This is a genomic window from Marinitoga lauensis (genome assembly GCF_004135675.1).
Taxonomy (GTDB): domain Bacteria; phylum Thermotogota; class Thermotogae; order Petrotogales; family Petrotogaceae; genus Marinitoga; species Marinitoga lauensis.
This window is the reverse complement of sequence record NZ_QHLX01000005.1, coordinates 81,333-100,033: the sequence shown is the minus strand read 5'-3', so window position 1 is coordinate 100,033 and position 18,701 is coordinate 81,333. Positions and strand designations below refer to the sequence as shown.

Genomic DNA, 18,701 nt, shown 5'->3' with positions numbered 1-18,701 from the left:
TTTTTAATTTTCATTCAACTTATAGTATATCAAATTTTTAAACTTTTTTAAATACCAAATAAAAGAAAAAGGCTTTTCGAATGAAAAGCCTTCAAAATTTCAGCAAAAAATATGAAAAAATAATATGGATAAATCACAAATAACTTTTAAAACAAAAGATTTAGAATACAGGTCCAAAACCAAAAGTCCATTTAAATTTATTCTGAGTGTCAAACACACCTTCAAATCTTATAGGTCCAATCATTGGTACAGTCAATTTTATCCCAAAGCCATATGACCATAAATAATTTTTCATCAAATCTGAATCACTTGCATTACCAATATCAAAAAAAGCATAAAGATCTACTGGTACATTTTCTTTATTTATTTGATATTGGATTTCAGTATTATTTAAAATCATCATATTACCAGTTCTTACTGAGAAATCATACCCTCTAATAGTATACATTCCACCTAAATAAAAATCATACAAATCCGCATCATCTATTACATAACCTGTTTTAAATCTATTCGCAACTGTAAATTTATAATACGTATAAAAAATCTTGTTTTCTAAATATCCACCATAATAATATTCATTTTTATTTAATGCATTTAAACCACCAAACAGTTGTACTGTATTGTATAATCCATTATATGGTCTAAATGGATAATCTAATCTTGAATATGTATATCCTACACCACTACTAATTTCTTTTTTTGGGTTATATGTTTCTGGATTATATTTCGTTTCAGAATAACTGAAATTCATATTTAGATTATTGAAATCATTTATATTATAATTAGGAGAAATCGAAAAAGATATTTTATTTGAAACCGTCGCTACCCCACTAATGTTTTCTTGTGGAATTCCTACGTTTTCATCGTATAATCCATAACTTAATTTTGTATTAAATGAAAATTTTGAACCAAATAAATTTTTAATTCCATATCCTCCATTAAATACATACGTTTTAGACAATGGGTTAATATTAGTGGATAAATTAAATGATTGGCCATATCCCCATGGATTTGCCCATTGCAATTCCAATTGTCCAAGAAATCCCATAAACCACGGTTCATTTTCAGGAATTGTATAGGTTACTCCTCCTATAAATTTACCAGGTTTATTTTTTTCTGTTATATCAATTTTGAAATCCAATTTATCTCCTTTTTGATTAAACGGATATATATTTACTTTTTCAAAAAAACCTGTTCCTGATAATGCATAATAAGTATCCTGAATATCTTTTGTTCTTATCACATTACCAGATATTAATTTTATAGATGGTTTTATTAGATAATCTTTGGTCTTTTGTTCTGGAGAAAAACTTATGGTTATATTTCCAACCTTATATTCAGTTATTTGATATGTTAGTATATTTGAATCATACGAAACATCAATCTCTACAAATGGATATCCAAGATTTGTATAATATTCTTTTAACGATTTTACACTGTTTAAAACATCGATATTTGTAATAGTTGTATCTTTTGTTATATTTGACTGTTTTAATTTATCCAAAATTTCAAAATTCTTTATACTTTCATTTCCTTTTATTTTGATTTCTTTTATAATTGAAGATTTTTTAATAATTTTTCTTAAATTACCACTTAAAATAAGAACCAGATCTCCACCAGGAGTTTTATCAATATTAATTGGTTTTATAGAAATTTGTGTATCTTTTGAAAAATATGGAAGTTGCTGTAGAGACTGGAAAATTTTTTGAATATCCTCAACTTTTGGATATGTATCTTTTACATCAGATCTAAATAAGAAAAATTTATTTTCCCAATCTTTTCTAAAATCAAATCCAAAAATTTTCTTTAGTTCAGATTTATCAAGTTTTTTTATTTCATCATCTAACTCAATATCCCATAAGTCATATTCCTTTATTATATATACCAATGTATTTTTATCTGTTATTTCATTATTAATTTTTGTAGATTCAAAGGTCAACTCATTTGAACTTAATTTTATATTGCTAAAAACCTCTATATACATATATCCATTTTCATTATAATATTTTTTTATCTCATCCAATCCTCTTTTGTATTCATTAATATTTAAAGGTTTCCCTTTTTCAGTATATACTTCTGTTGCTATTTTTGAAAGATCTACTAAATTATCTCCTAAAACTTTAAATTTCACTTTTTTTACTATTGGATTTAATTTAAATATGAATTTCAATTCTTTGCTTTCTTCAGAGTAATTATAAGATATTGATGAAAAATACGGATAATTTTTTTGAATATTGTCTATTGCTAATTTTATGTCAATTTCACCAACAATAGAATTATTTTTTATATCATACTTTGATAATACATTTCTCAAATCATTTTCAATAAAAGAGACATTCCCTTCAAAAATTATTTTTTCAACATCCATTAATGCAAAAATATTGATAAACATACCTATCAATATAACCAGTAAAATCTTTTTTTTCATCACAAAACCTCCCTAATTTGTTTTTCTAAATTTTCTATGTAATTTCTTATTAAAATCAAATTTTCTGGATCAGTCAAATTAAAATTATTTTTTAAAAATTCTGTCTCAATTGTATATCCTTCTTTTTTAAAAAATCTCGTAATTTTCCATGAAAAAGATTGACTCATATTTATAAGATGTAGCATTATTTGAGAAATATTGCCAATTGGTTGACAATCTATATTTTTTAAATTAAAGGAAGCAATAACAGTTGTTCCTTTATTTTTTTCAGAAAATATTTTAAATTCTCCTTTTGTTCTTTCAACAGAATATTTTAAAAAAGGTAACCCAAGTCCAAACCTTTTTTTTCTTTCTTTTTTAGTGGAAAAAAATGGATCCAAAATCCTTTCTAATTTTTCTTTATCTATCCCCCTACCATTATCCGAAACAACAAATTTAAAGATTTTTTCTGTTTCTATTATCACCAAATATCCTTTATCTCCACCTGATTTTATAGCATTCTCACATATATCCAATATATGATCACCAATCGTTCTTAATGTTGCCAAAGTGGCATCACCTTTCTTTCCATTATGGATTTTTTAAACTCTTCAAAAGTTCTGGCATTAGTTTCTATTTTAACCGAAGGGATTAATTGTTCTGGGAAATGCGCATCTGAATTAAATATAAAATTTTTAAATCCCAGCTTTTTAGCTCTTTCTAATTCTTTTTTATTTTTTATTTCAACAGCATCTAATACCAAATTTTCAGGTGGAAAACCTAAATTAGTAATTAATCCATTAAATCTAAAAATATGTGCCGGAATAAAAAGAGAATTGTATTCTTTTGAAATGTTATATATTTCATCTATAGAAAATTTTGAAGAACTTCCTAAGAATGGTGTCTCATATATTTTTTTAAAATTACCATTTTTATCACATAATATCTGATATCCTAATTTATCTGGATCATATTCTCTCATTGTAAGACTATTCTCAATAATCTCACCAAATTCTTCTGCATCTTTTATTTTTTCAAAATATACAAGTATATGAACCTCTTCTTTTGAGGTTACTTCTATACCTGGTATAACCTTAACATCTATACTTTTTAAAAGTTCCGAATAAACACCTATATGTTTTGTTGTATTATGATCCGTTATTGATATCCAATTTAATCCTTCAAGATATTCCAAAAATATATCCGGTGTCATTGTAATATCCGCACATGGGGAAAGTACTGTATGTATATGAAAATTGGCATAAAATACTGGCATTTTATTCCTCAATCAATTTAGTATATATTATACCTGCTGCTTTAAATATATTGCATCTACTTTTTAACAAATTAATATTATTTTCTTTCGCTTTTTTTATTGTTTCACTCTCAAATTCAAATCCTTCTGGTATGATTATCGTATTTATTTCGACAATAGAGGCTACAGCTATGATATTCGGATGCGTTTGATGCGTAAGCCATACAGATTCACCTGGTGCATTTCTCATAATTTCACTAAGTAAATCACCAATATATCCATTTTTTATATTTATCGCATCATCAACAATATACACTTTTTCAAAATTCTTATCTTTTATTAATTCTGATATTTTCAATATGATCACCTCAAATAATATAAATTATTTATAAAACAACATTTCTATTATTACTCCTTTTCCAACTTCAGAAATTATCGTCATTTTATCAGAAAATCTTTTCATATTCGGTAATCCCATTCCAGCACCAAATCCCTGAGATCTAACTTCCTCAGATGCAGTTGAGAAACCTTCCTGCATAGCCATTTCAACATTTTCTATACCTTTTCCATAATCTTTTATTAATAATCTTATACTATCCTCAAAATCCCAACAAAAAATTTTTCCATAAGATTCTGAGTGGATGACTACATTTGCCTCAGCTTCATATGTAGAAATAGAAACTTTCCTTATTAATTTTTCATCAATTCCTTTTTTCTTTAAAAAACTTTTAAGTTTTGTAGCTCCTGTTCCTATTCTTTGTATTTCTGTATAATCTATATCAAAGTCGAAAGAAATTTTTTTGTTATCAAGTAATTCTCCAGTAAGTCTTGATGTATATTCTTCCCGCTCAAGAATTTTTTTTCTTCTATCATCATGAATATACATTGTACCAAGTTTTTCAAATAACCATGATATAACATCATACTTTGTAATTATTCCTATAACTTTATTTTCATTATTGATAACAGGATATCTCCCAAATTTATATTTTTGCGAAATACTCATAAAATCAGATAATGTATTTTCTTCATATAATATTTTAACGTCTTTTGTCATCCATCTCTCAACTGAATCTTCTAATTTTCCATTTTCAAGTACTTTAATAATATCTTCTATGCTAATAATACCTGTTAATTTTAATCCTCTTTTTACTACTGGTAAACCAGAAATTTTTTTTATCTTCATTATATTTTTCACTTGTTTAATAGAAGTTTCAGGAGTAACAACTATAGCTGGTGAAGTCATAATCTCTCCTATTCTTATATTGGAAAAAAACTGTGATATTTTCTCCAATAACTTATTACTCTCAGGTGTCATATCTATTCTCCTTATCGGTTTCCATCGCATCTTTTATTCCATATTGATATAGTTTGGCACATGTATAATACATAGAAAAATCTGTTGTTAAAATAGGGATTTCACATTCTTCAATAATTTCCAAAAAATTCTTGGGAATAGTTTTTCCACGAACAAATAAAATAGCGCTTGCTTCTATTACAGAGGCCGTTGTAAGTGTTTGTGGTGTAGCTAATCCTGTTATTAAAAGCATATTTGGTTTTGAAAAAGCTAAAAAATCACTCATTAAATCAGATGCCCCAGCATATTCAATTTCTATATTTTCTAAACTTTTAGCTTTATGTAGAATTCGGGCATTTAATTCTTTTACAAGATTTGATAATTTCATTTTAATAAATCCCCTCTATATTCAAAATTCATAAACGCTTCATATGTCCATGGTAATTTTTCTTTAAATACTTCAGCTAATGCAACCGCATATTGTTGTATCTCCCACTGTGCATGAGAATCTGCTCTTAAATTTAAGAAATTCATTAAAGATCTGGTATTTACAGTCCAGTAAAATTGTGTATATTGCCCCACTGGCAATATCATCCTTGCCATTTCTCTTGCAACACCCATTTCCAACAATTTATTATAAGTTTCAAATAAATAATCATATGTATAATTTATAATATTTATTGCTTTATTTTGCATATGTTCATCATTTGTTTTTATTGACCCCTGTTTATTAACTGTATCCTGAATTCTTATATGATCAGGAATATAAAATTCTTCAGCATACTTTGTTGTATATCTCCTTGAAATTTCATTATAACTACCAATCCTGTGCCTCATCCATTGACGAGCTATAAATATTGGTGTTTTTACATGAAATGTAAATACCTGATGTTCAAAGGGACTATGATGCTTGTGTTTCATTAAATAATATATCAACTTTTTGTCCTTATCATCATTTGATATTTCTTTCCCATATGAAACTCTTGCTGCTTTTACTGCCGTTCGATCGTTACCTAACATATCTACTAATTTGATAAATCCTTTATCTAAAACTTTTTTTCAATCATCATTATCACCTTCTTCGTCGCCTTTTAAGAGAAGTTCTTTTTCCTTTTTCTTTTTTCTTTTTTCATAATAAATCAAAATACCTAATGAACCAACTACAAACAGAATTATTGGCAACACATAATTTATCATTACCTCTATTTTTACTTCTGTTCTTAGTTCTTTAAGTGCTTTTAAGGCTTCTTCTGAAATATTAGGATTTATTGATATGGCTTTATTCAAAGCAATCCTTGCTAATGTTTTATATTTATTTTTATCTACATTTAGCATTGACAATGCCCATTTCGATAATATTCTTGCATTTTCAGAATTGTATTTCAACGATTGTTGATAATAATTCATTTTCTGTATGTTTGTATCCGCATAATCTCCCAGTAATTCATAACTAAGCTGTAAAACTTTTGTATTTTTTGTATTTGGAATTATCTTATTTATTATTATTTCTTTTGCAAAATCCTTTTCATCAGTTTCAAAAAAATGTTTGGCGATTAATAACAATATATTTTCTTTAGTTTCTGGCTCTCTTACATATATTTTGGAAATTTCTTCAAAAACATTTTTATCTTTTTATCCTTATTCAATTGAGTAGAAATTTTTAAATATATTTCTATTATTTTTTTATTTTCCGGGAACTCTAAGACTCCTTTCTTTACTATTGTATAAGCTTCTTCTTTATTACCATAAATATTAGACTTAAAAAGAAAATTAGCTTTATAATACACAATAAATGGGTATCCCCCATTATTTTTTTTATTGATTCAATTTCATTTAATATCTTTTTTGCTAATTTTGGATCTCCCGTTATTAACCATTGTTTATAATTAAATTCTAAAAGCAATATATTTATTAATTGGAAATTGGGATATTTACTATTTAATTCTTCTAACTTTTTTATTGGATCTATTGTTGTTTGTGGATTTATTGTACTCATCACATCAAAAATCTGTTTTTCCTCAAATTTTAAAAGTTCATTATATTTTGCTCTTAATTCATTCGCAGCTTTTAAATATCCACTATACCCAGTTTCAAAGTATTTCTTTAAGTATCCAAAAATTTTTATATTTATTTTATTTGAGTTAATCATCTCATCTATGTCAAAATTTCTTACGTAAAAATCTGTAATATCATCACCAAACGATAATATGGTTAAAAATATTATTAATACTATATAAATGTATTTTTTCATATCTTTCCCTATTCCCCCTGTACATAAGCATAAAGTTTTATTTCGTCATTTATATTCATTATCTGAACACTGCTTATCTCTTTTTCAGGCATTAGTAACTTATTATTAACTCTCACTGACACACCTGGATATAGCATTTTCCTGGCAATTACTATTCCTTCACTTTTAGATTCTTCAATCATTTTTCTTAATTGAATAATTTTTTTCTTGTTTTCTTCAAGCCTAGATTTAATAGTGGTAGCTTTGTCAATTAGCTTTTTTAAATATAAAACTTTTTCATTTTTTACCCTCATTTGTTTTACTTTTTTTAATAATGAATTAATTTGTGGTGTGATCGCTCTTAATTCTGCTGTATCCTTTTTGGTAACTTCTATTAAATTTTTATATTCTTCATATAACTTTGGATCAACCCCACTTCTATTTCTGTATTTACACCCATGGGTGTTCCAATATAATAAGCATCTACCTTTTTCAACGCTTTTATTTTTCCGCCTACTATTTTGCTATTATATCCATCTAAAATTACTTCTTTCGCAGAAAGAACATTACAATTAATCATTGATTTATCTATTGAAATTGTTTCTTCTGCTTCTAATATAGCATTTTCAGCAAATCTTGCGAAAATATTTTTTGCTTTTATATACCCTTTATTTCCACCTTTTATTCCATTTACCTTTACCGTTTGTTTTGAAATTACCTTTGCTAATTCTATTTCTCCATATATTTCAATATCCCTTCCGCTTCCACTATAAAATCTGGACGCACTGACCCTCTAATTAAAACTTTCCCTGGAAACCTGATATTTCCCGTATTAAAATCAACATCACCGTTAATTTCATATACCTCTTCAATACCAATATATATAGTTCCATCAATATCTTTTCTTATTTTTAATTCTCCTGATGCAACTGCTATAATATAGCCTTCTTCATCTTTTTCAACATTTTTTTCTAAAACAATCTTCGCAGGATTTCCAGGAAGTCCTGGAATTTTTTGTCCATATATATCTTTTCCTGGTTTCCCTAACTTTGGCGGATGAATAATACCAATTTTTTCTCCTAACTCTACTGTTATAATATTTTTTGCAAACTCTCTAAAATCTATTTTTTCATTATTTCTTACTTCCTTTTTTTCTTCCAATTTAAACAACTCTACGTAGCCGGGTTCTCCTTTTTCTGGTAAAGTTGCTTCAGCTACAACTATAGACTCATTATAAACAGGATTTAAAGCCAAACTTCTCAATACATCATATTTTATACCATGTTTTATACCAGCTGATTGAAGACTTCTTAATATCTCTCCATCTGTTGGTATTCTTCCATCATATATTAAAGTTATATATGCTTTTAATCTGTCCTCCGTTGTCTTTATTTTAGTTATTGCCATTCTTAGTCCCCAAGTTCTTTTTTAATATCAACAAATTTCCCTCTTCATTAATATCTTTCCACATCATTTCATCAAAAACCTGAGTTATAATGTGAACACCAAGTCCATGATCTTTTATATCATCCAGATCTCTTGATTTTACTTTTTCTCTATTAATTTTTTCACCAAAATCTCTTATATGCACACTAAAAATATTTTTTTCTATCTCAAATTTTATTAAAATTTTTTTATTCTCATCAAATTTATATGTATGTTCTATAACATTTGCAATAGCCTCATTTAAAGCAAGTTCCATAAAAAATATTTGTTCTTCATTATCATAATCGTTTAATCTTAAGAAGTATTTCATTGCTTCCCTTAAGATTTTAATATATTTTGTTTTACTCAGTATTTCTAATTCTATTATTTCCATAATATCCCCCTAAACAACAATAAATTTCGATTTCCAATTTCCAATTTTATTTCTCCCATTTTTTATACCTAAATCTTTTGCTATATCTTTTCGTATTAAAATCATCTTTGGTTTTAAATCTTTCAATATCTCTAATCCATATTTATACAAATATTTTGGATATAAATCCTCTGGTATTTTTAATAAACTTTGATCCATTAAATGTACAAAATCAAAGCTCAATTTCTCGGATAAACTTTTTTTCTTTTTTCAAAGGATCTTTTTCTTAATTCTTCTGCTTCTATTAGTGAAAACTCACAACCACAATATTGTTGTCTATAAATATCATTGGTTTTACAAAATTTTGCTCCTTCTGAAATTGCATTATTGGATCTAAAATTTTCATAATAGAAATCTATATTATATTTTTTACTTAATTCTGAGGCTATTTTTTTTATATCTTCATGGCTTTTTCTCGGACTTGATAATAACGTAGTAGAAAATTTCTTATATTTTCTTTTTTTTGCTTCAATTGCAGCCTTTTCCATTCTAAAATACATACATTTATAACATCTACTCTTTTCATTTTTCACATCAAGATTCTTCATAGCATTCAAAAACTCTTCATGATTATAATTATACTTTATTTCTTCAAAATTCCACATTTTTTTCAATTTCAAAAATGCCTTATATCTTTTTTCATATTCTTTATCCGGATATATATTAGGGTTATAAAAAAAAGTTGTATATTCTATTTTTTTCTCTCTTAACTTTTTATGAGCCAATATCAAATCCGGAGCACAACAAACATGTAAAAATATTTTCAAAATTCCACAACTCCCTTGATTTTATTTATTTGAGAATTGCTAAGTCCTATTTTCTTTAATTCATATAAATTTTCTATCTTTTTATTTTTCTATATGAAATTATTTTATTTGCACTTACAGGACCTATACCTGGTAATTTCAGTAATTCACTATATGTTGCTATATTAATATTGACTTTTTGTTTTCTTTTAAGATATAAGTACTTTGAGATAAATAAAAATATTTCTTTATTTTTGAAATGTTTTTTCACCAATACCAGATATATTTTTCAAATCATCTACAGAAGAAAAACCTATATTTTCGCTATATTTTTTTATTTCTTCGGCTCTTTTAAATCCAATTCCTGGAATTTTAATTAAATCCTCTATTTTGAAATTTGATAAATCTATTTTTTATATTCACTATTTTCTGTTTTGTATTATCTGATATTTTATAGTATACATTAATCCAGCTATAATTAACAAAAGAAAAACAAAAATTATACTATTTCTTTTCATTGTTTTCTGCTCCAATTAATTGAAAACTTTTCAAAAATCTATCCTTTATACTCAAACCTGTTAATTGTAATATCTTTTTTTCATCAATATCTTCCATATATTTTTTTGCTTCGTTTATATCAGCAAATAATCCAGCACATATAGCAAAATAGCTTTTACCACTATTTTGAAATCTTCCCCTATATACGAAAACTGGTAATCCAGCATTTCGCAATGTTAAAGTTGTAAAAAAAGCATCTTCTTCAGTAAGATATAATCTTAACTGAACAGTAAATACTTTTTGTTCTCCGTAGTTTGCGGTCTCAGAATAAAAAGAATATAAATCTGTTGCAATTTTCGTTAAAAAATATCCTTTTCTATGCTCTAATGAATCAATCCCATAAAAAAAGCATCCTTTTTTTTCATCAGAGTTATTCCGCCTATTTCATTATTTTGAAAACTGCTTTTTGATTCTTTTATTAAATAAAATATATCAACTTTTTCTTTTTCAATTATTCCTTTGGGTTTTATGTTAAGAAATTTATCTATTTCACTAAGGTCAAGATTCAATACCTGTTGTGATCCGTTTTTTTCAATATTTTCTGGTTGATTTATCTCTTTTAACTCATTTATCTTAACCTCAAGATTTCTGATTTTATACTTTAAATATAATGTATATGAAGTAACTATAGCCAGAATCATTGGAACTATTATCAATAAAGCCGTTATAAAAATCAAACTCCAATTTTTTTTATTTCTTATCACAAAAATCCACCTCTAAAATATTCCTTCACTTCTTTTAAAATTGTTTTAAGCTCTTCACAAGAAATTTTATATTCTATAAGCTTTCCTGAAGAAGTAAAGAGGACAAATTTATTTGAACAGTAAAATGTTTTAAAATTTATTGTTTCTATCAATTTATAAGAAACGTTAAAATTATCCAATATTTCTTTTTCTATTTTTTCAAATGTTTCAAAATCTAAAAATCCATAATACCATGATATATATAATTCTATTATAAAGCTTATGGCAAAAATTTCAATATAGTTTTTATTGAAACCTGTTTTTTTGTTATAAAACAAAGGAATAATACTTTCTCCTGGAAATATATCGTTTTCATTTTTTAAATAATAAACCCACTGTTTTATTGAATAAAAAACAAAATCCTGTAAATCAATATTTGAAAAATTCATTTTTGAGTAATTCAATGCAAGATTAGCTATTTTAGAATTCAAAATTTTGCCTATTATATATGGAACAATAAACATATTTCTAAACTCTCGCCTGGAAATAGATTCAAAAAATTTCATATCTATAATAATTTGTTGAGGATATCCTTTCTGAATTAAATAGTCTTTTTTCCAATTAAAGTTCAGGTAATACTTTCCTTTTATAGGCAACATAATAGCTGAATTAAGCGTTGTTGGAAAAAATGAATAATTATCTATGCCAATATTTTCAAGCGTATAACCGGAAAAATCTAATACACTATATCCTCCAAATACGTTAACAGAATTTATTTCAATTTCCGATAATTTCAATAATAAAGTCAAATATTTGTCGAGGCTTTTTAAATTTTCATTTCCTATTAGAGGGATAGAATTATTTAATTTCATTCTATTTATCAATTCAACTTTTTTATCAAAAATAATATAGTTATTATATTTTTTCTCGTTAATAAATTTATTGTAGTAATTTTCTCCAACTAATATTTCAACTTTTTTTAAATCACTTATTTCAAAAAATATTTCTTTCAAAACATTCACCTCAAATATTTAATCCCTCAAAAAAATTATCCACTACTTTTTCATTAATTTGTGAATTAAATCCTCCTTCTTGAACTATTAATTTAGGGATATTTAAATACGAGATCATATCGCCAATTTCTTTATAATCATTATCCTTAAGATTAAATGTAGTTGCTAAATCCCTTTCATGAGTATTTGAACCAAATGGTATTATAAGAAAATCCGGATCAAAATCCTCTACTTCTAATAATGCTTTTTCTAATACGCGTAAATAAGTTCGTCCGTTAATTCCATCTTTTAAAGGAAAATTAATATTATATCCTCTACCTTCATTTTCACCAATTTCCCATTCAAACCCAGAAATATAAGGATAATGATTAGATGGATTTCCATGAATGCTAATTGTTAAAACAGTATTGTCTTCATAAAAAATTTCCTGAGTACCATTTCCTGCATAAAAATCCAGATCTAAAATTGCTATATATATGTCTCCATTTTTTTGAAGATATTTTGCAGCTAATGCTGCATTATTAAAGTAAGATCTACCTCCACAATATGTAATTCCTGCATGGTGACCCAGTGGTCTTGAACAGGAATATACCAGCTCTTCACCTTCTAATAGTAAAGATGCACCCGTTAATGAACATTTTGCACTTATCCATGCCATTTCAAATGTATTTTTACCAACAGGTGTTTTGGTGTCCATACACATATCATATCCAAAAACTTTAGGAAAATATTCTTGATTATCTTCCAGAGTATATTGTTTTTCCTTCAGCCAATTTACATAATCTGATGAATGAACAAAATACAAATACGATCTTGGATAATCTTTTGATCCAACTATAATATCTCCATATTTTAATTGTAAAATTTCTTTTATTGTTTCTATTCTCCCTGGTTTATCTATATTTTCTATCATTTCATAACCATTAAGCTCATTTTTAGGTGAATAAAAAACATGCCTTGGATCATATACAACTTTCATAAATTTTCCTCCATTTCGGATATAAGATTAATCCTTCTCTCGTGTCTCCCTCCCTCAAATTCCGTATTCAAAAATGTATCTACTGTCCATTCAGCAAGTTCAAATCCCATAGTTCTACCACCTAAAACCAATACATTTGCGTTATTATGCTGTCTTGCAAGTTCAGCCATTTTTGGATAATATGCAAGTGTTGCTCTAATTCCTTTCACTTTATTAGCAGCAATAGACATTCCTAAACCTGTACCACACATTAATATTCCATATTTTGCTTCTCCTTTTATTACTCTTTCACAAACCTTTTTTGCATATATCGGATAATCAACTCTTTCTTCTACATAAGGACCTTCATCTATAACCTCAATTCCTTTACTTTCTAAATAATTTTTCAAATGTTCTTTCATCTTATATGCTGCATGATCAGAACCAATAACTATTTTCATTTATTATCACCTCTTTTAAATTTATTGTTCCTATAATTATATTTTTTTTATTAAAAATTAGGAGAGTATTTTCAGGATAATCATTCATATTATCTTTTACAATTATATTTTTGTATTCTGATGTACTGATTAATTTAATGCCAGAAATGCTCTTTAAATATATTGGCGTATCATATAATTTTATTTTTGATCAATATACTCACCATCTATTTTTATAATTCCGAAATCTTTTTGATTTAAAACTTTTATACCTCTGAATTTTCCTGATATTTCTATAAAACCTTTTTTTTCCAATGCTTTTAAGTGAGAATGTATAGTTGAAACACTTTTTAAATTAAAATACTCTTTCATTTCTCTCATTGAAGGTGGATAACCTTTTACTCTGATATAAAAATCTATATATTCTAAAATTTTCTTTTGTTTTTCTGTTATTTCTTTCATAATATAATTATGCACCTCTTCAAAAAAACTTTTTAAATATCAAACACAACCTTCAATGAAATAGGATTTTCTTTTTCTATAACTTTCGGATAGGCTATTGCTTTTATTTCTATATTTCCTTTTATTTCTATTATCTCAGAAAAATATATTTTTATGTTTTCATTTATAACTTCAACCTTTGACGGAAAAAAACCTTCGTATATTTTATTTAAAGAATAATTTCCTATATCAAATACAATATCATCGATTTCTTTTTTAGATATATCATATACGTACTCTTTTTTCAAACCTCCAACAACCGGATTAAATATTTTATTTAATGCATCAAACAAATCCTCCATTATATCTTCCAATGCATTGCCAGATAATTCAAACAATATATCCGCTGGATGATTTAATTCTTTACTCATCTTCAACCACCACTGCTGCATCTGCTACTATATCTTCTTTATCTAATCTAATAGCTCTTACTCCAATTGCATATCTACTCAATGTTGATATTGTAGAAACCTCTTCCCTAATTGCTTTACCTAATTTTGTAAATACTATAATATGGCTATCTTCATCAACAGTTAGAGCTTTTACTATATCTCCTATACGCGATGTACCTTTAACACATTTCAATCCTATTCCACCACGATTTTGAAGTCTAAAGTCCTCAAAATTTACTCGTTTGGCATATCCATATTCAGTAATTAATAACATACTTTTCTCTTCATTCACTCTTACTGCATTTACTACATTATCGTTCTCTCTTAATTTTATAGATCTTACCCCAGCAGCAGCTCTTCCCATAACTCTAACATCAGAAACTCTAAATCTTAAACTCATACCTTTTTTACTTATTACCAATACTTCATCATTTTCATCTACTATTAGTGCATCTACAACCATGTCATCTTCTCTAATTGTAATTGCTTTTAAGCCATTTTTTCTAATATTTGTAAATTCACCTAATGATGTTCGCTTTACAACACCATTTTTTGTAAATAACATAATATATTTGTTTTCAATATCCTTTTCATTCTCTATAGGGATAATTGTTTTAATTTTCTCATCATTATCTAAATATAGATATGTACTTATATGTTTGCCTTTTGTTTCTTTCGTACTCTTTTCTATATTATATGCGTGCAGTTCAAAAGCTTTTCCTTTCGAAGTTATAAATAACAATCTTGAAAGACTATTTGTTTGTAAAACCTGAATAATGAAATCATTATCAGATTTTTTTATTGCTTTTGATCCTTTTCCACCTCTATTTTGAACCTTATATTCATCACTTTTCATTGCTTTTATATAACCCCATTGTGTTAATACTATAACGAGGTCTTCTTCTTCGATATTATCCATTTCTTCTATTTTAGAACCTTGATTTGTAATTTTTGTTCTTCTTTCATCACCAAACTTCGCCTTTATTTCTTCTAATTCTTCTTTTATTACTTCAAATAGTCTTTCTTTATTATTCAAAATTTCCATTGCATCCTTAATTTTTTGGGTCAATTCTGCATATTCTTTTTCTAACTTTTTTTCTTCAAGTTTTGATAAATTAATCAATCTCATATCTACTATAGCATTTGCTTGCTCTTTAGTTACATTGATTATCTCCATCAAACTGTTTATTGCTTCTTCTCGACCTTCTGATTGTCTGATTATTTCTATAACTGATTCAATTCCCTCTGAAGCTTTCATTAATCCTTCCACAATGTGAGATCTTTTTCGCGCTTTGTCCAATTCAAACTGTGTTCTTCTTGTTACTACATCAACTCTATGATCAATAAATGCCTGCAGTATTTCTTTTAAATTCATCACTCTGGGTTTTCTTTTATCTATAACTGTCATTTGAACTGCAAAAGATATTTGTAAAGATGTATGTTTTAACAGTTGATTTATTATTCTTTGAGGATTTACATTTTTCTTTAATTCTATTACTACTCTAATACCCTCTTTATCTGATTCATCTCTTATATTTCTTATTCCTACGTCTTTTTTGTTTTCTTTTTGTTTAGTAACATAATTAGCTATTTGGGTTATTAGATCAGATTTAGGAACACCATAAGGTATTTCTTTAATAACTATACTTAATCCATTTTTATTCTCTTCCAAATCATACTTAGCTCTTATATGAAAAGAGCCTCTACCTGTTTTATAAATATCTTTTAACTTATCGCCATCAACAATAATACCACCCGTTGGTAAGTCTGGTCCCTTTATATACTCCATTAAATCATCTGTTGTTGAATCTGGATTATCAATTAATTTTTTTATACCTTCAATTAATTCATTTAAATTATGTGATGGAATATTTGTTGCCATACCAACTGCTATACCATTTACTCCGTTCATTAGTAAATTCGGTATCCTTGTTGGCAAAACAGATGGTTCTTTTAAAGAACCATCAAAATTATCTAATACATCTACCGTATTTTTATCTATATCCATTAGCATATATTCTGCTAATTCATGCATTTTAGCTTCTGTATATCTCATTGCAGCTGGGGATCTCTGTCTATTGAACCAAAATTTCCCTGCCCTATTACTAACGGATATCTCAAACTAAATGGTTGTGCCATTCTCACAAGAGCGTCATAAATTGCAGCATCACCGTGAGGGTGATACTTACCCATAACCTCTCCAACTATACGAGCACATTTTTTATAAGCAGCAGTATGCCTTAAATTTAATTCATCCATTGAATACAATATTCTTCTTTGAACAGGCTTTAATCCATCTCTTACATCAGGAATTGCCCTACTTGTAATAACACTCAAAGAATATAAAAGATATGACTCTTTAAGTTCTTGTTCAAACGATCTATTTAAAATATCACTCATTAAAAGTTACCCTCCCAAATTACGAAATTTTAGCTCCTGGTTCAATATCTCCATCCGTTGTTAAAAGTACTAATTTGTCTTTTATTTTTGCAGCTAATAACATTCCATTTGATTCTATTCCCATTAATTTTGCTGGTTTTAAATTAGCTACCACTATTATTTTTTTACCTATTAAATTCTCTGGCTCATAATAATTAGCTATACCTGCTACAATCTGCCTTTCGCCTAATTCACCCAAGTCCAATTGTAACTTAATAAGTTTTTTTGACTTTTTTACTTTTTCTGCTTCTAAAATTTTTGCAACTCTTAAGTCAACATTTTTAAAATAATCTATATCTATTAATACATTTTCCATTGTTTCTTCTACTTTCTTTTCTTCCATTTTTTCTTCCTCCTTTTTCATCACAATAACTTTTTTCCATTTTTTCACATCAATCCTCTTGAACACTGGCTCCCCTATATCAACTTTTTTTCCTGATTCCAATAAACCGATTTTAATATTTTCATTATTAATGTAACTTTCAGGATTTTCAATTGCTAATTTTCTAAATATTTTAATTGCAGTATCTGGCATTATAGGAGAAATCAATAATGCTATTATCCTTATTGAATCCATTAAATTATACATTACTGTAGATAATCTTGATTTTTTTGATTCATCCTTCCCCAGTAACCATGGTTCAGTAAGATCTATATATTTATTGGTAAATCTTACCAACTCCCATAAACTTTCCAACGCATGTGTAAATAAGTATTTATCCATATATTCTTCATATTTTTTAATTGTTGTATTTATTAAATTATGTAATTGTTCATCAACATCTGCTCTTTCTTCAGGTTCTGGAATAACTCCATCAAAATATTTATTAACCATTGATAACGTCCTATGAACCAAATTACTCAAATCATTTACTAAATCAGAATTATACCTTGTAATTAAATTATCTTCAGAAAAATCTCCATCTTTACCAAATACAATATCTCTCATTAAATAATATCTAATAACATCATTACCGTATGCTTTAACTAACACTCTGGGATCTATTGCATTCCCTAATGATTTTGATATTTTTTGACCATTTACCGTCAACCAACCGTGAGCAAATATTTTTTTAGGCAAAGGTAATCCAACAGACATCAACATTGCTGGCCAGATTAAAGAATGGAATCTATTAATTTCCTTCCCTATCAAATGTAAATCAGCAGGCCAGTATTTTTCAAATAACTCTGTATTTTCAGGATAACCCAAAGCGCTAACATAATTTATTAAAGCATCTACCCAAACATAAATAACATGTTTTGGATCATTAGGCATTGGCACTCCCCAATCAAAAGTTGTCCTTGTGATACTTAAATCTTTTAATCCGCTTTCCAATATTTTTAGCATCTCATTTTTTCTAAATTCCGGTTCAACAAAATCAGGATGTTCTTCAAAATACTTTTTTAAAGGTTCATTATATTTTGAAAGTTTAAAGAAATAATTTTCTTCTTCCACCCAATTTACTTCTCTTCCGCATGAAGGACATATTTTTTTCCCATCCTTTTCTTCGATCTCTTCTTTTGTCCAGTATGTTTCACAAGGAACGCAATACCATCCTTCATATTTTCCTTTATATATATCACCATTTTCCAGCATTTTTTCTACAAAGAATTGTACAGTTTTCATATGTTGTTCATCAGTAGTTCTCACAAAATAATCATTTGTAATTTGTAATTCTTTCCATAAAGTTTTAAATTTACCTGACAATTCATTGCATAATTCCTGAGGATCTATATTTTTTGCTCTAGCTGCCTGTAAAATTTTTTGACCATGTTCATCTGTTCCTGTTAAATAAAAGACATCATATCCTCTCATTCTTTTATATCGTGAAATTATATCTCCTACAATAGTAGTATAGCTTGAACCTATATGCGGTTCAGCATTAACATAATATATTGGGGTGGTAACATAAAACTTTTCCAT

General features: G+C 26.9%; 23 protein-coding genes and 3 pseudogenes. All 26 read right to left on the bottom strand.

From position 1 onward, the window contains the following. Positions 1-160: 160 nt before the first annotated feature. The 26 genes and pseudogenes from DJ007_RS09515 to metG all read right to left on the bottom strand — a co-directional run bounded on the left by DJ007_RS09515 (position 161) and on the right by metG (position 18,701). The gene (locus tag DJ007_RS09515) at positions 161-2,428 is read right to left on the bottom strand and encodes a POTRA domain-containing protein (RefSeq protein WP_129409366.1); all 2,268 of its coding nucleotides are present in this window, start codon (positions 2,426-2,428) and stop codon (positions 161-163) included. After that, on the bottom strand, positions 2,428-2,976 hold the full coding sequence (locus tag DJ007_RS09510) for an ATP-binding protein (protein ID WP_165974104.1): 549 nt from the start codon (positions 2,974-2,976) through the stop codon (positions 2,428-2,430). The genes DJ007_RS09515 and DJ007_RS09510 overlap by 1 nt, the downstream gene beginning before the upstream one ends. Next, a complete protein-coding gene (locus tag DJ007_RS09505; RefSeq protein WP_129409364.1) occupies positions 2,964-3,683 on the bottom strand; it encodes a PHP domain-containing protein in 720 nt (239 codons plus the stop codon). Before DJ007_RS09505 ends, DJ007_RS09510 begins: the two co-directional genes overlap by 13 nt. A gap of 1 nt (position 3,684) precedes the next feature. After that, the gene (locus DJ007_RS09500; RefSeq protein ID WP_129409363.1) at positions 3,685-4,020 is read right to left on the bottom strand and encodes an iron-sulfur binding hydrogenase; all 336 of its coding nucleotides are present in this window, start codon (positions 4,018-4,020) and stop codon (positions 3,685-3,687) included. Between the two features lie 24 nt (positions 4,021-4,044). Then, positions 4,045-4,980, bottom strand: coding sequence for a CBS domain-containing protein (locus DJ007_RS09495; RefSeq protein ID WP_129409362.1), 936 nt, complete (start codon positions 4,978-4,980; stop codon positions 4,045-4,047). Further along, entirely contained in the window at positions 4,970-5,347 is a 378-nt protein-coding gene (locus tag DJ007_RS09490) for a DRTGG domain-containing protein (protein WP_129409361.1), read from the bottom strand. The genes DJ007_RS09495 and DJ007_RS09490 overlap by 11 nt, the downstream gene beginning before the upstream one ends. After that, on the bottom strand, positions 5,344-5,979 hold the full coding sequence (thyX, locus tag DJ007_RS09485) for an FAD-dependent thymidylate synthase (RefSeq protein ID WP_129409360.1): 636 nt from the start codon (positions 5,977-5,979) through the stop codon (positions 5,344-5,346). The genes DJ007_RS09490 and thyX overlap by 4 nt, the downstream gene beginning before the upstream one ends. A gap of 39 nt (positions 5,980-6,018) precedes the next feature. Next, on the bottom strand, positions 6,019-6,522 hold the full coding sequence (locus DJ007_RS09480) for a hypothetical protein (protein ID WP_129409359.1): 504 nt from the start codon (positions 6,520-6,522) through the stop codon (positions 6,019-6,021). Positions 6,523-6,676: 154 nt separating this feature from the next. Continuing rightward, positions 6,677-7,210, bottom strand: a complete 534-nt coding sequence (locus tag DJ007_RS09475) for a hypothetical protein (RefSeq protein WP_129409358.1) — start codon at positions 7,208-7,210, stop codon at positions 6,677-6,679. Positions 7,211-7,218: 8 nt separating this feature from the next. Continuing rightward, positions 7,219-7,587 (bottom strand): annotated as a pseudogene (locus DJ007_RS19220) (FapA family protein); the annotation flags it as partial. Continuing rightward, positions 7,584-8,596 (bottom strand): annotated as a pseudogene (locus DJ007_RS17830) (flagellar assembly protein A). The pseudogenes DJ007_RS17830 and DJ007_RS19220, both read right to left, overlap by 4 nt. Continuing rightward, positions 8,583-9,008 carry an ATP-binding protein gene (locus tag DJ007_RS09455; RefSeq protein WP_129409354.1) on the bottom strand — a complete coding sequence of 142 codons (426 nt, stop codon included), beginning with the start codon at positions 9,006-9,008 and terminating at the stop codon, positions 8,583-8,585. The pseudogene DJ007_RS17830 and the gene DJ007_RS09455 overlap by 14 nt, the downstream one beginning before the upstream one ends. Positions 9,009-9,017: 9 nt before the next feature. Beyond that, a complete protein-coding gene (locus tag DJ007_RS09450) occupies positions 9,018-9,206 on the bottom strand; it encodes a hypothetical protein (RefSeq protein ID WP_129409353.1) in 189 nt (62 codons plus the stop codon). Between the two features lie 20 nt (positions 9,207-9,226). Then, positions 9,227-9,814, bottom strand: a complete 588-nt coding sequence (locus DJ007_RS09445; protein ID WP_165974103.1) for an epoxyqueuosine reductase QueH — start codon at positions 9,812-9,814, stop codon at positions 9,227-9,229. Positions 9,815-9,887: 73 nt separating this feature from the next. Then, entirely contained in the window at positions 9,888-10,064 is a 177-nt protein-coding gene (locus DJ007_RS09440) for a ComEA family DNA-binding protein (protein WP_165974102.1), read from the bottom strand. Beyond that, positions 10,042-10,203, bottom strand: coding sequence for a ComEA family DNA-binding protein (locus DJ007_RS20290; protein WP_129409533.1), 162 nt, complete (start codon positions 10,201-10,203; stop codon positions 10,042-10,044). Before DJ007_RS20290 ends, DJ007_RS09440 begins: the two co-directional genes overlap by 23 nt. Positions 10,204-10,297: 94 nt before the next feature. Then, the gene (locus tag DJ007_RS09430) at positions 10,298-10,525 is read right to left on the bottom strand and encodes a hypothetical protein (RefSeq protein ID WP_129409350.1); all 228 of its coding nucleotides are present in this window, start codon (positions 10,523-10,525) and stop codon (positions 10,298-10,300) included. A 149-nt stretch (positions 10,526-10,674) separates the two neighbouring features. Beyond that, complete coding sequence (locus DJ007_RS09425; RefSeq protein ID WP_129409349.1) at positions 10,675-11,055, bottom strand: hypothetical protein; 381 nt, start codon at positions 11,053-11,055, stop codon at positions 10,675-10,677. Further along, entirely contained in the window at positions 11,052-12,047 is a 996-nt protein-coding gene (locus DJ007_RS09420) for a hypothetical protein (RefSeq protein ID WP_129409348.1), read from the bottom strand. Before DJ007_RS09420 ends, DJ007_RS09425 begins: the two co-directional genes overlap by 4 nt. Before the next feature lie 10 nt (positions 12,048-12,057). Beyond that, positions 12,058-13,026 (bottom strand): histone deacetylase family protein, encoded by a 969-nt coding sequence (locus DJ007_RS09415; protein ID WP_129409347.1) that lies wholly within the window; start codon positions 13,024-13,026, stop codon positions 12,058-12,060. Next, positions 13,023-13,466, bottom strand: a complete 444-nt coding sequence (rpiB, locus tag DJ007_RS09410) for a ribose 5-phosphate isomerase B (protein ID WP_129409346.1) — start codon at positions 13,464-13,466, stop codon at positions 13,023-13,025. The genes DJ007_RS09415 and rpiB overlap by 4 nt, the downstream gene beginning before the upstream one ends. A 180-nt stretch (positions 13,467-13,646) precedes the next feature. Next, entirely contained in the window at positions 13,647-13,907 is a 261-nt protein-coding gene (locus tag DJ007_RS09405; protein WP_129409345.1) for a LexA family protein, read from the bottom strand. A 32-nt stretch (positions 13,908-13,939) separates the two neighbouring features. Further along, positions 13,940-14,317, bottom strand: coding sequence for an archease (locus tag DJ007_RS09400; RefSeq protein WP_165974101.1), 378 nt, complete (start codon positions 14,315-14,317; stop codon positions 13,940-13,942). Then, complete coding sequence (locus DJ007_RS17825) at positions 14,310-14,702, bottom strand: DNA gyrase C-terminal beta-propeller domain-containing protein (RefSeq protein ID WP_368359746.1); 393 nt, start codon at positions 14,700-14,702, stop codon at positions 14,310-14,312. Before DJ007_RS17825 ends, DJ007_RS09400 begins: the two co-directional genes overlap by 8 nt. Beyond that, a pseudogene (locus tag DJ007_RS09395) lies at positions 14,685-16,597 on the bottom strand (DNA gyrase/topoisomerase IV subunit A); the annotation flags it as partial. The pseudogene DJ007_RS09395 and the gene DJ007_RS17825, both read right to left, overlap by 18 nt. 160 nt (positions 16,598-16,757) lie before the next feature. Next, positions 16,758-18,701, bottom strand: coding sequence for a methionine--tRNA ligase (metG, locus tag DJ007_RS09390; protein WP_129409343.1), 1,944 nt, complete (start codon positions 18,699-18,701; stop codon positions 16,758-16,760).

What these genes read in the sequence shown, in the direction of transcription:
- DJ007_RS09515 (WP_129409366.1), bottom strand. Translation starts at nt 2,428, where the DNA reads ATGAAAAAAAAGATTTTACTGGTTATATTGATAGGTATGTTTATCAAT.
- DJ007_RS09505 (WP_129409364.1), bottom strand. Translation starts at nt 3,683, where the DNA reads ATGCCAGTATTTTATGCCAATTTTCATATACATACAGTACTTTCCCCA.
- DJ007_RS09495 (WP_129409362.1), bottom strand. Translation starts at nt 4,980, where the DNA reads ATGACACCTGAGAGTAATAAGTTATTGGAGAAAATATCACAGTTTTTT.
- DJ007_RS09490 (WP_129409361.1), bottom strand. Translation starts at nt 5,347, where the DNA reads ATGAAATTATCAAATCTTGTAAAAGAATTAAATGCCCGAATTCTACAT.
- thyX (WP_129409360.1), bottom strand. Translation starts at nt 5,979, where the DNA reads ATGTTAGGTAACGATCGAACGGCAGTAAAAGCAGCAAGAGTTTCATAT.
- DJ007_RS09475 (WP_129409358.1), bottom strand. Translation starts at nt 7,210, where the DNA reads ATGAAAAAATACATTTATATAGTATTAATAATATTTTTAACCATATTA.
- DJ007_RS09455 (WP_129409354.1), bottom strand. Translation starts at nt 9,008, where the DNA reads ATGGAAATAATAGAATTAGAAATACTGAGTAAAACAAAATATATTAAA.
- DJ007_RS09450 (WP_129409353.1), bottom strand. Translation starts at nt 9,206, where the DNA reads ATGGATCAAAGTTTATTAAAAATACCAGAGGATTTATATCCAAAATAT.
- DJ007_RS09415 (WP_129409347.1), bottom strand. Translation starts at nt 13,026, where the DNA reads ATGAAAGTTGTATATGATCCAAGGCATGTTTTTTATTCACCTAAAAAT.
- rpiB (WP_129409346.1), bottom strand. Translation starts at nt 13,466, where the DNA reads ATGAAAATAGTTATTGGTTCTGATCATGCAGCATATAAGATGAAAGAA.
- DJ007_RS09405 (WP_129409345.1), bottom strand. Translation starts at nt 13,907, where the DNA reads ATGAAAGAAATAACAGAAAAACAAAAGAAAATTTTAGAATATATAGAT.
- DJ007_RS09400 (WP_165974101.1), bottom strand. Translation starts at nt 14,317, where the DNA reads ATGAGTAAAGAATTAAATCATCCAGCGGATATATTGTTTGAATTATCT.
- DJ007_RS17825 (WP_368359746.1), bottom strand. Translation starts at nt 14,702, where the DNA reads ATGGGAAGAGCTGCTGCTGGGGTAAGATCTATAAAATTAAGAGAGAAC.
- metG (WP_129409343.1), bottom strand. Translation starts at nt 18,701, where the DNA reads ATGGAAAAGTTTTATGTTACCACCCCAATATATTATGTTAATGCTGAA.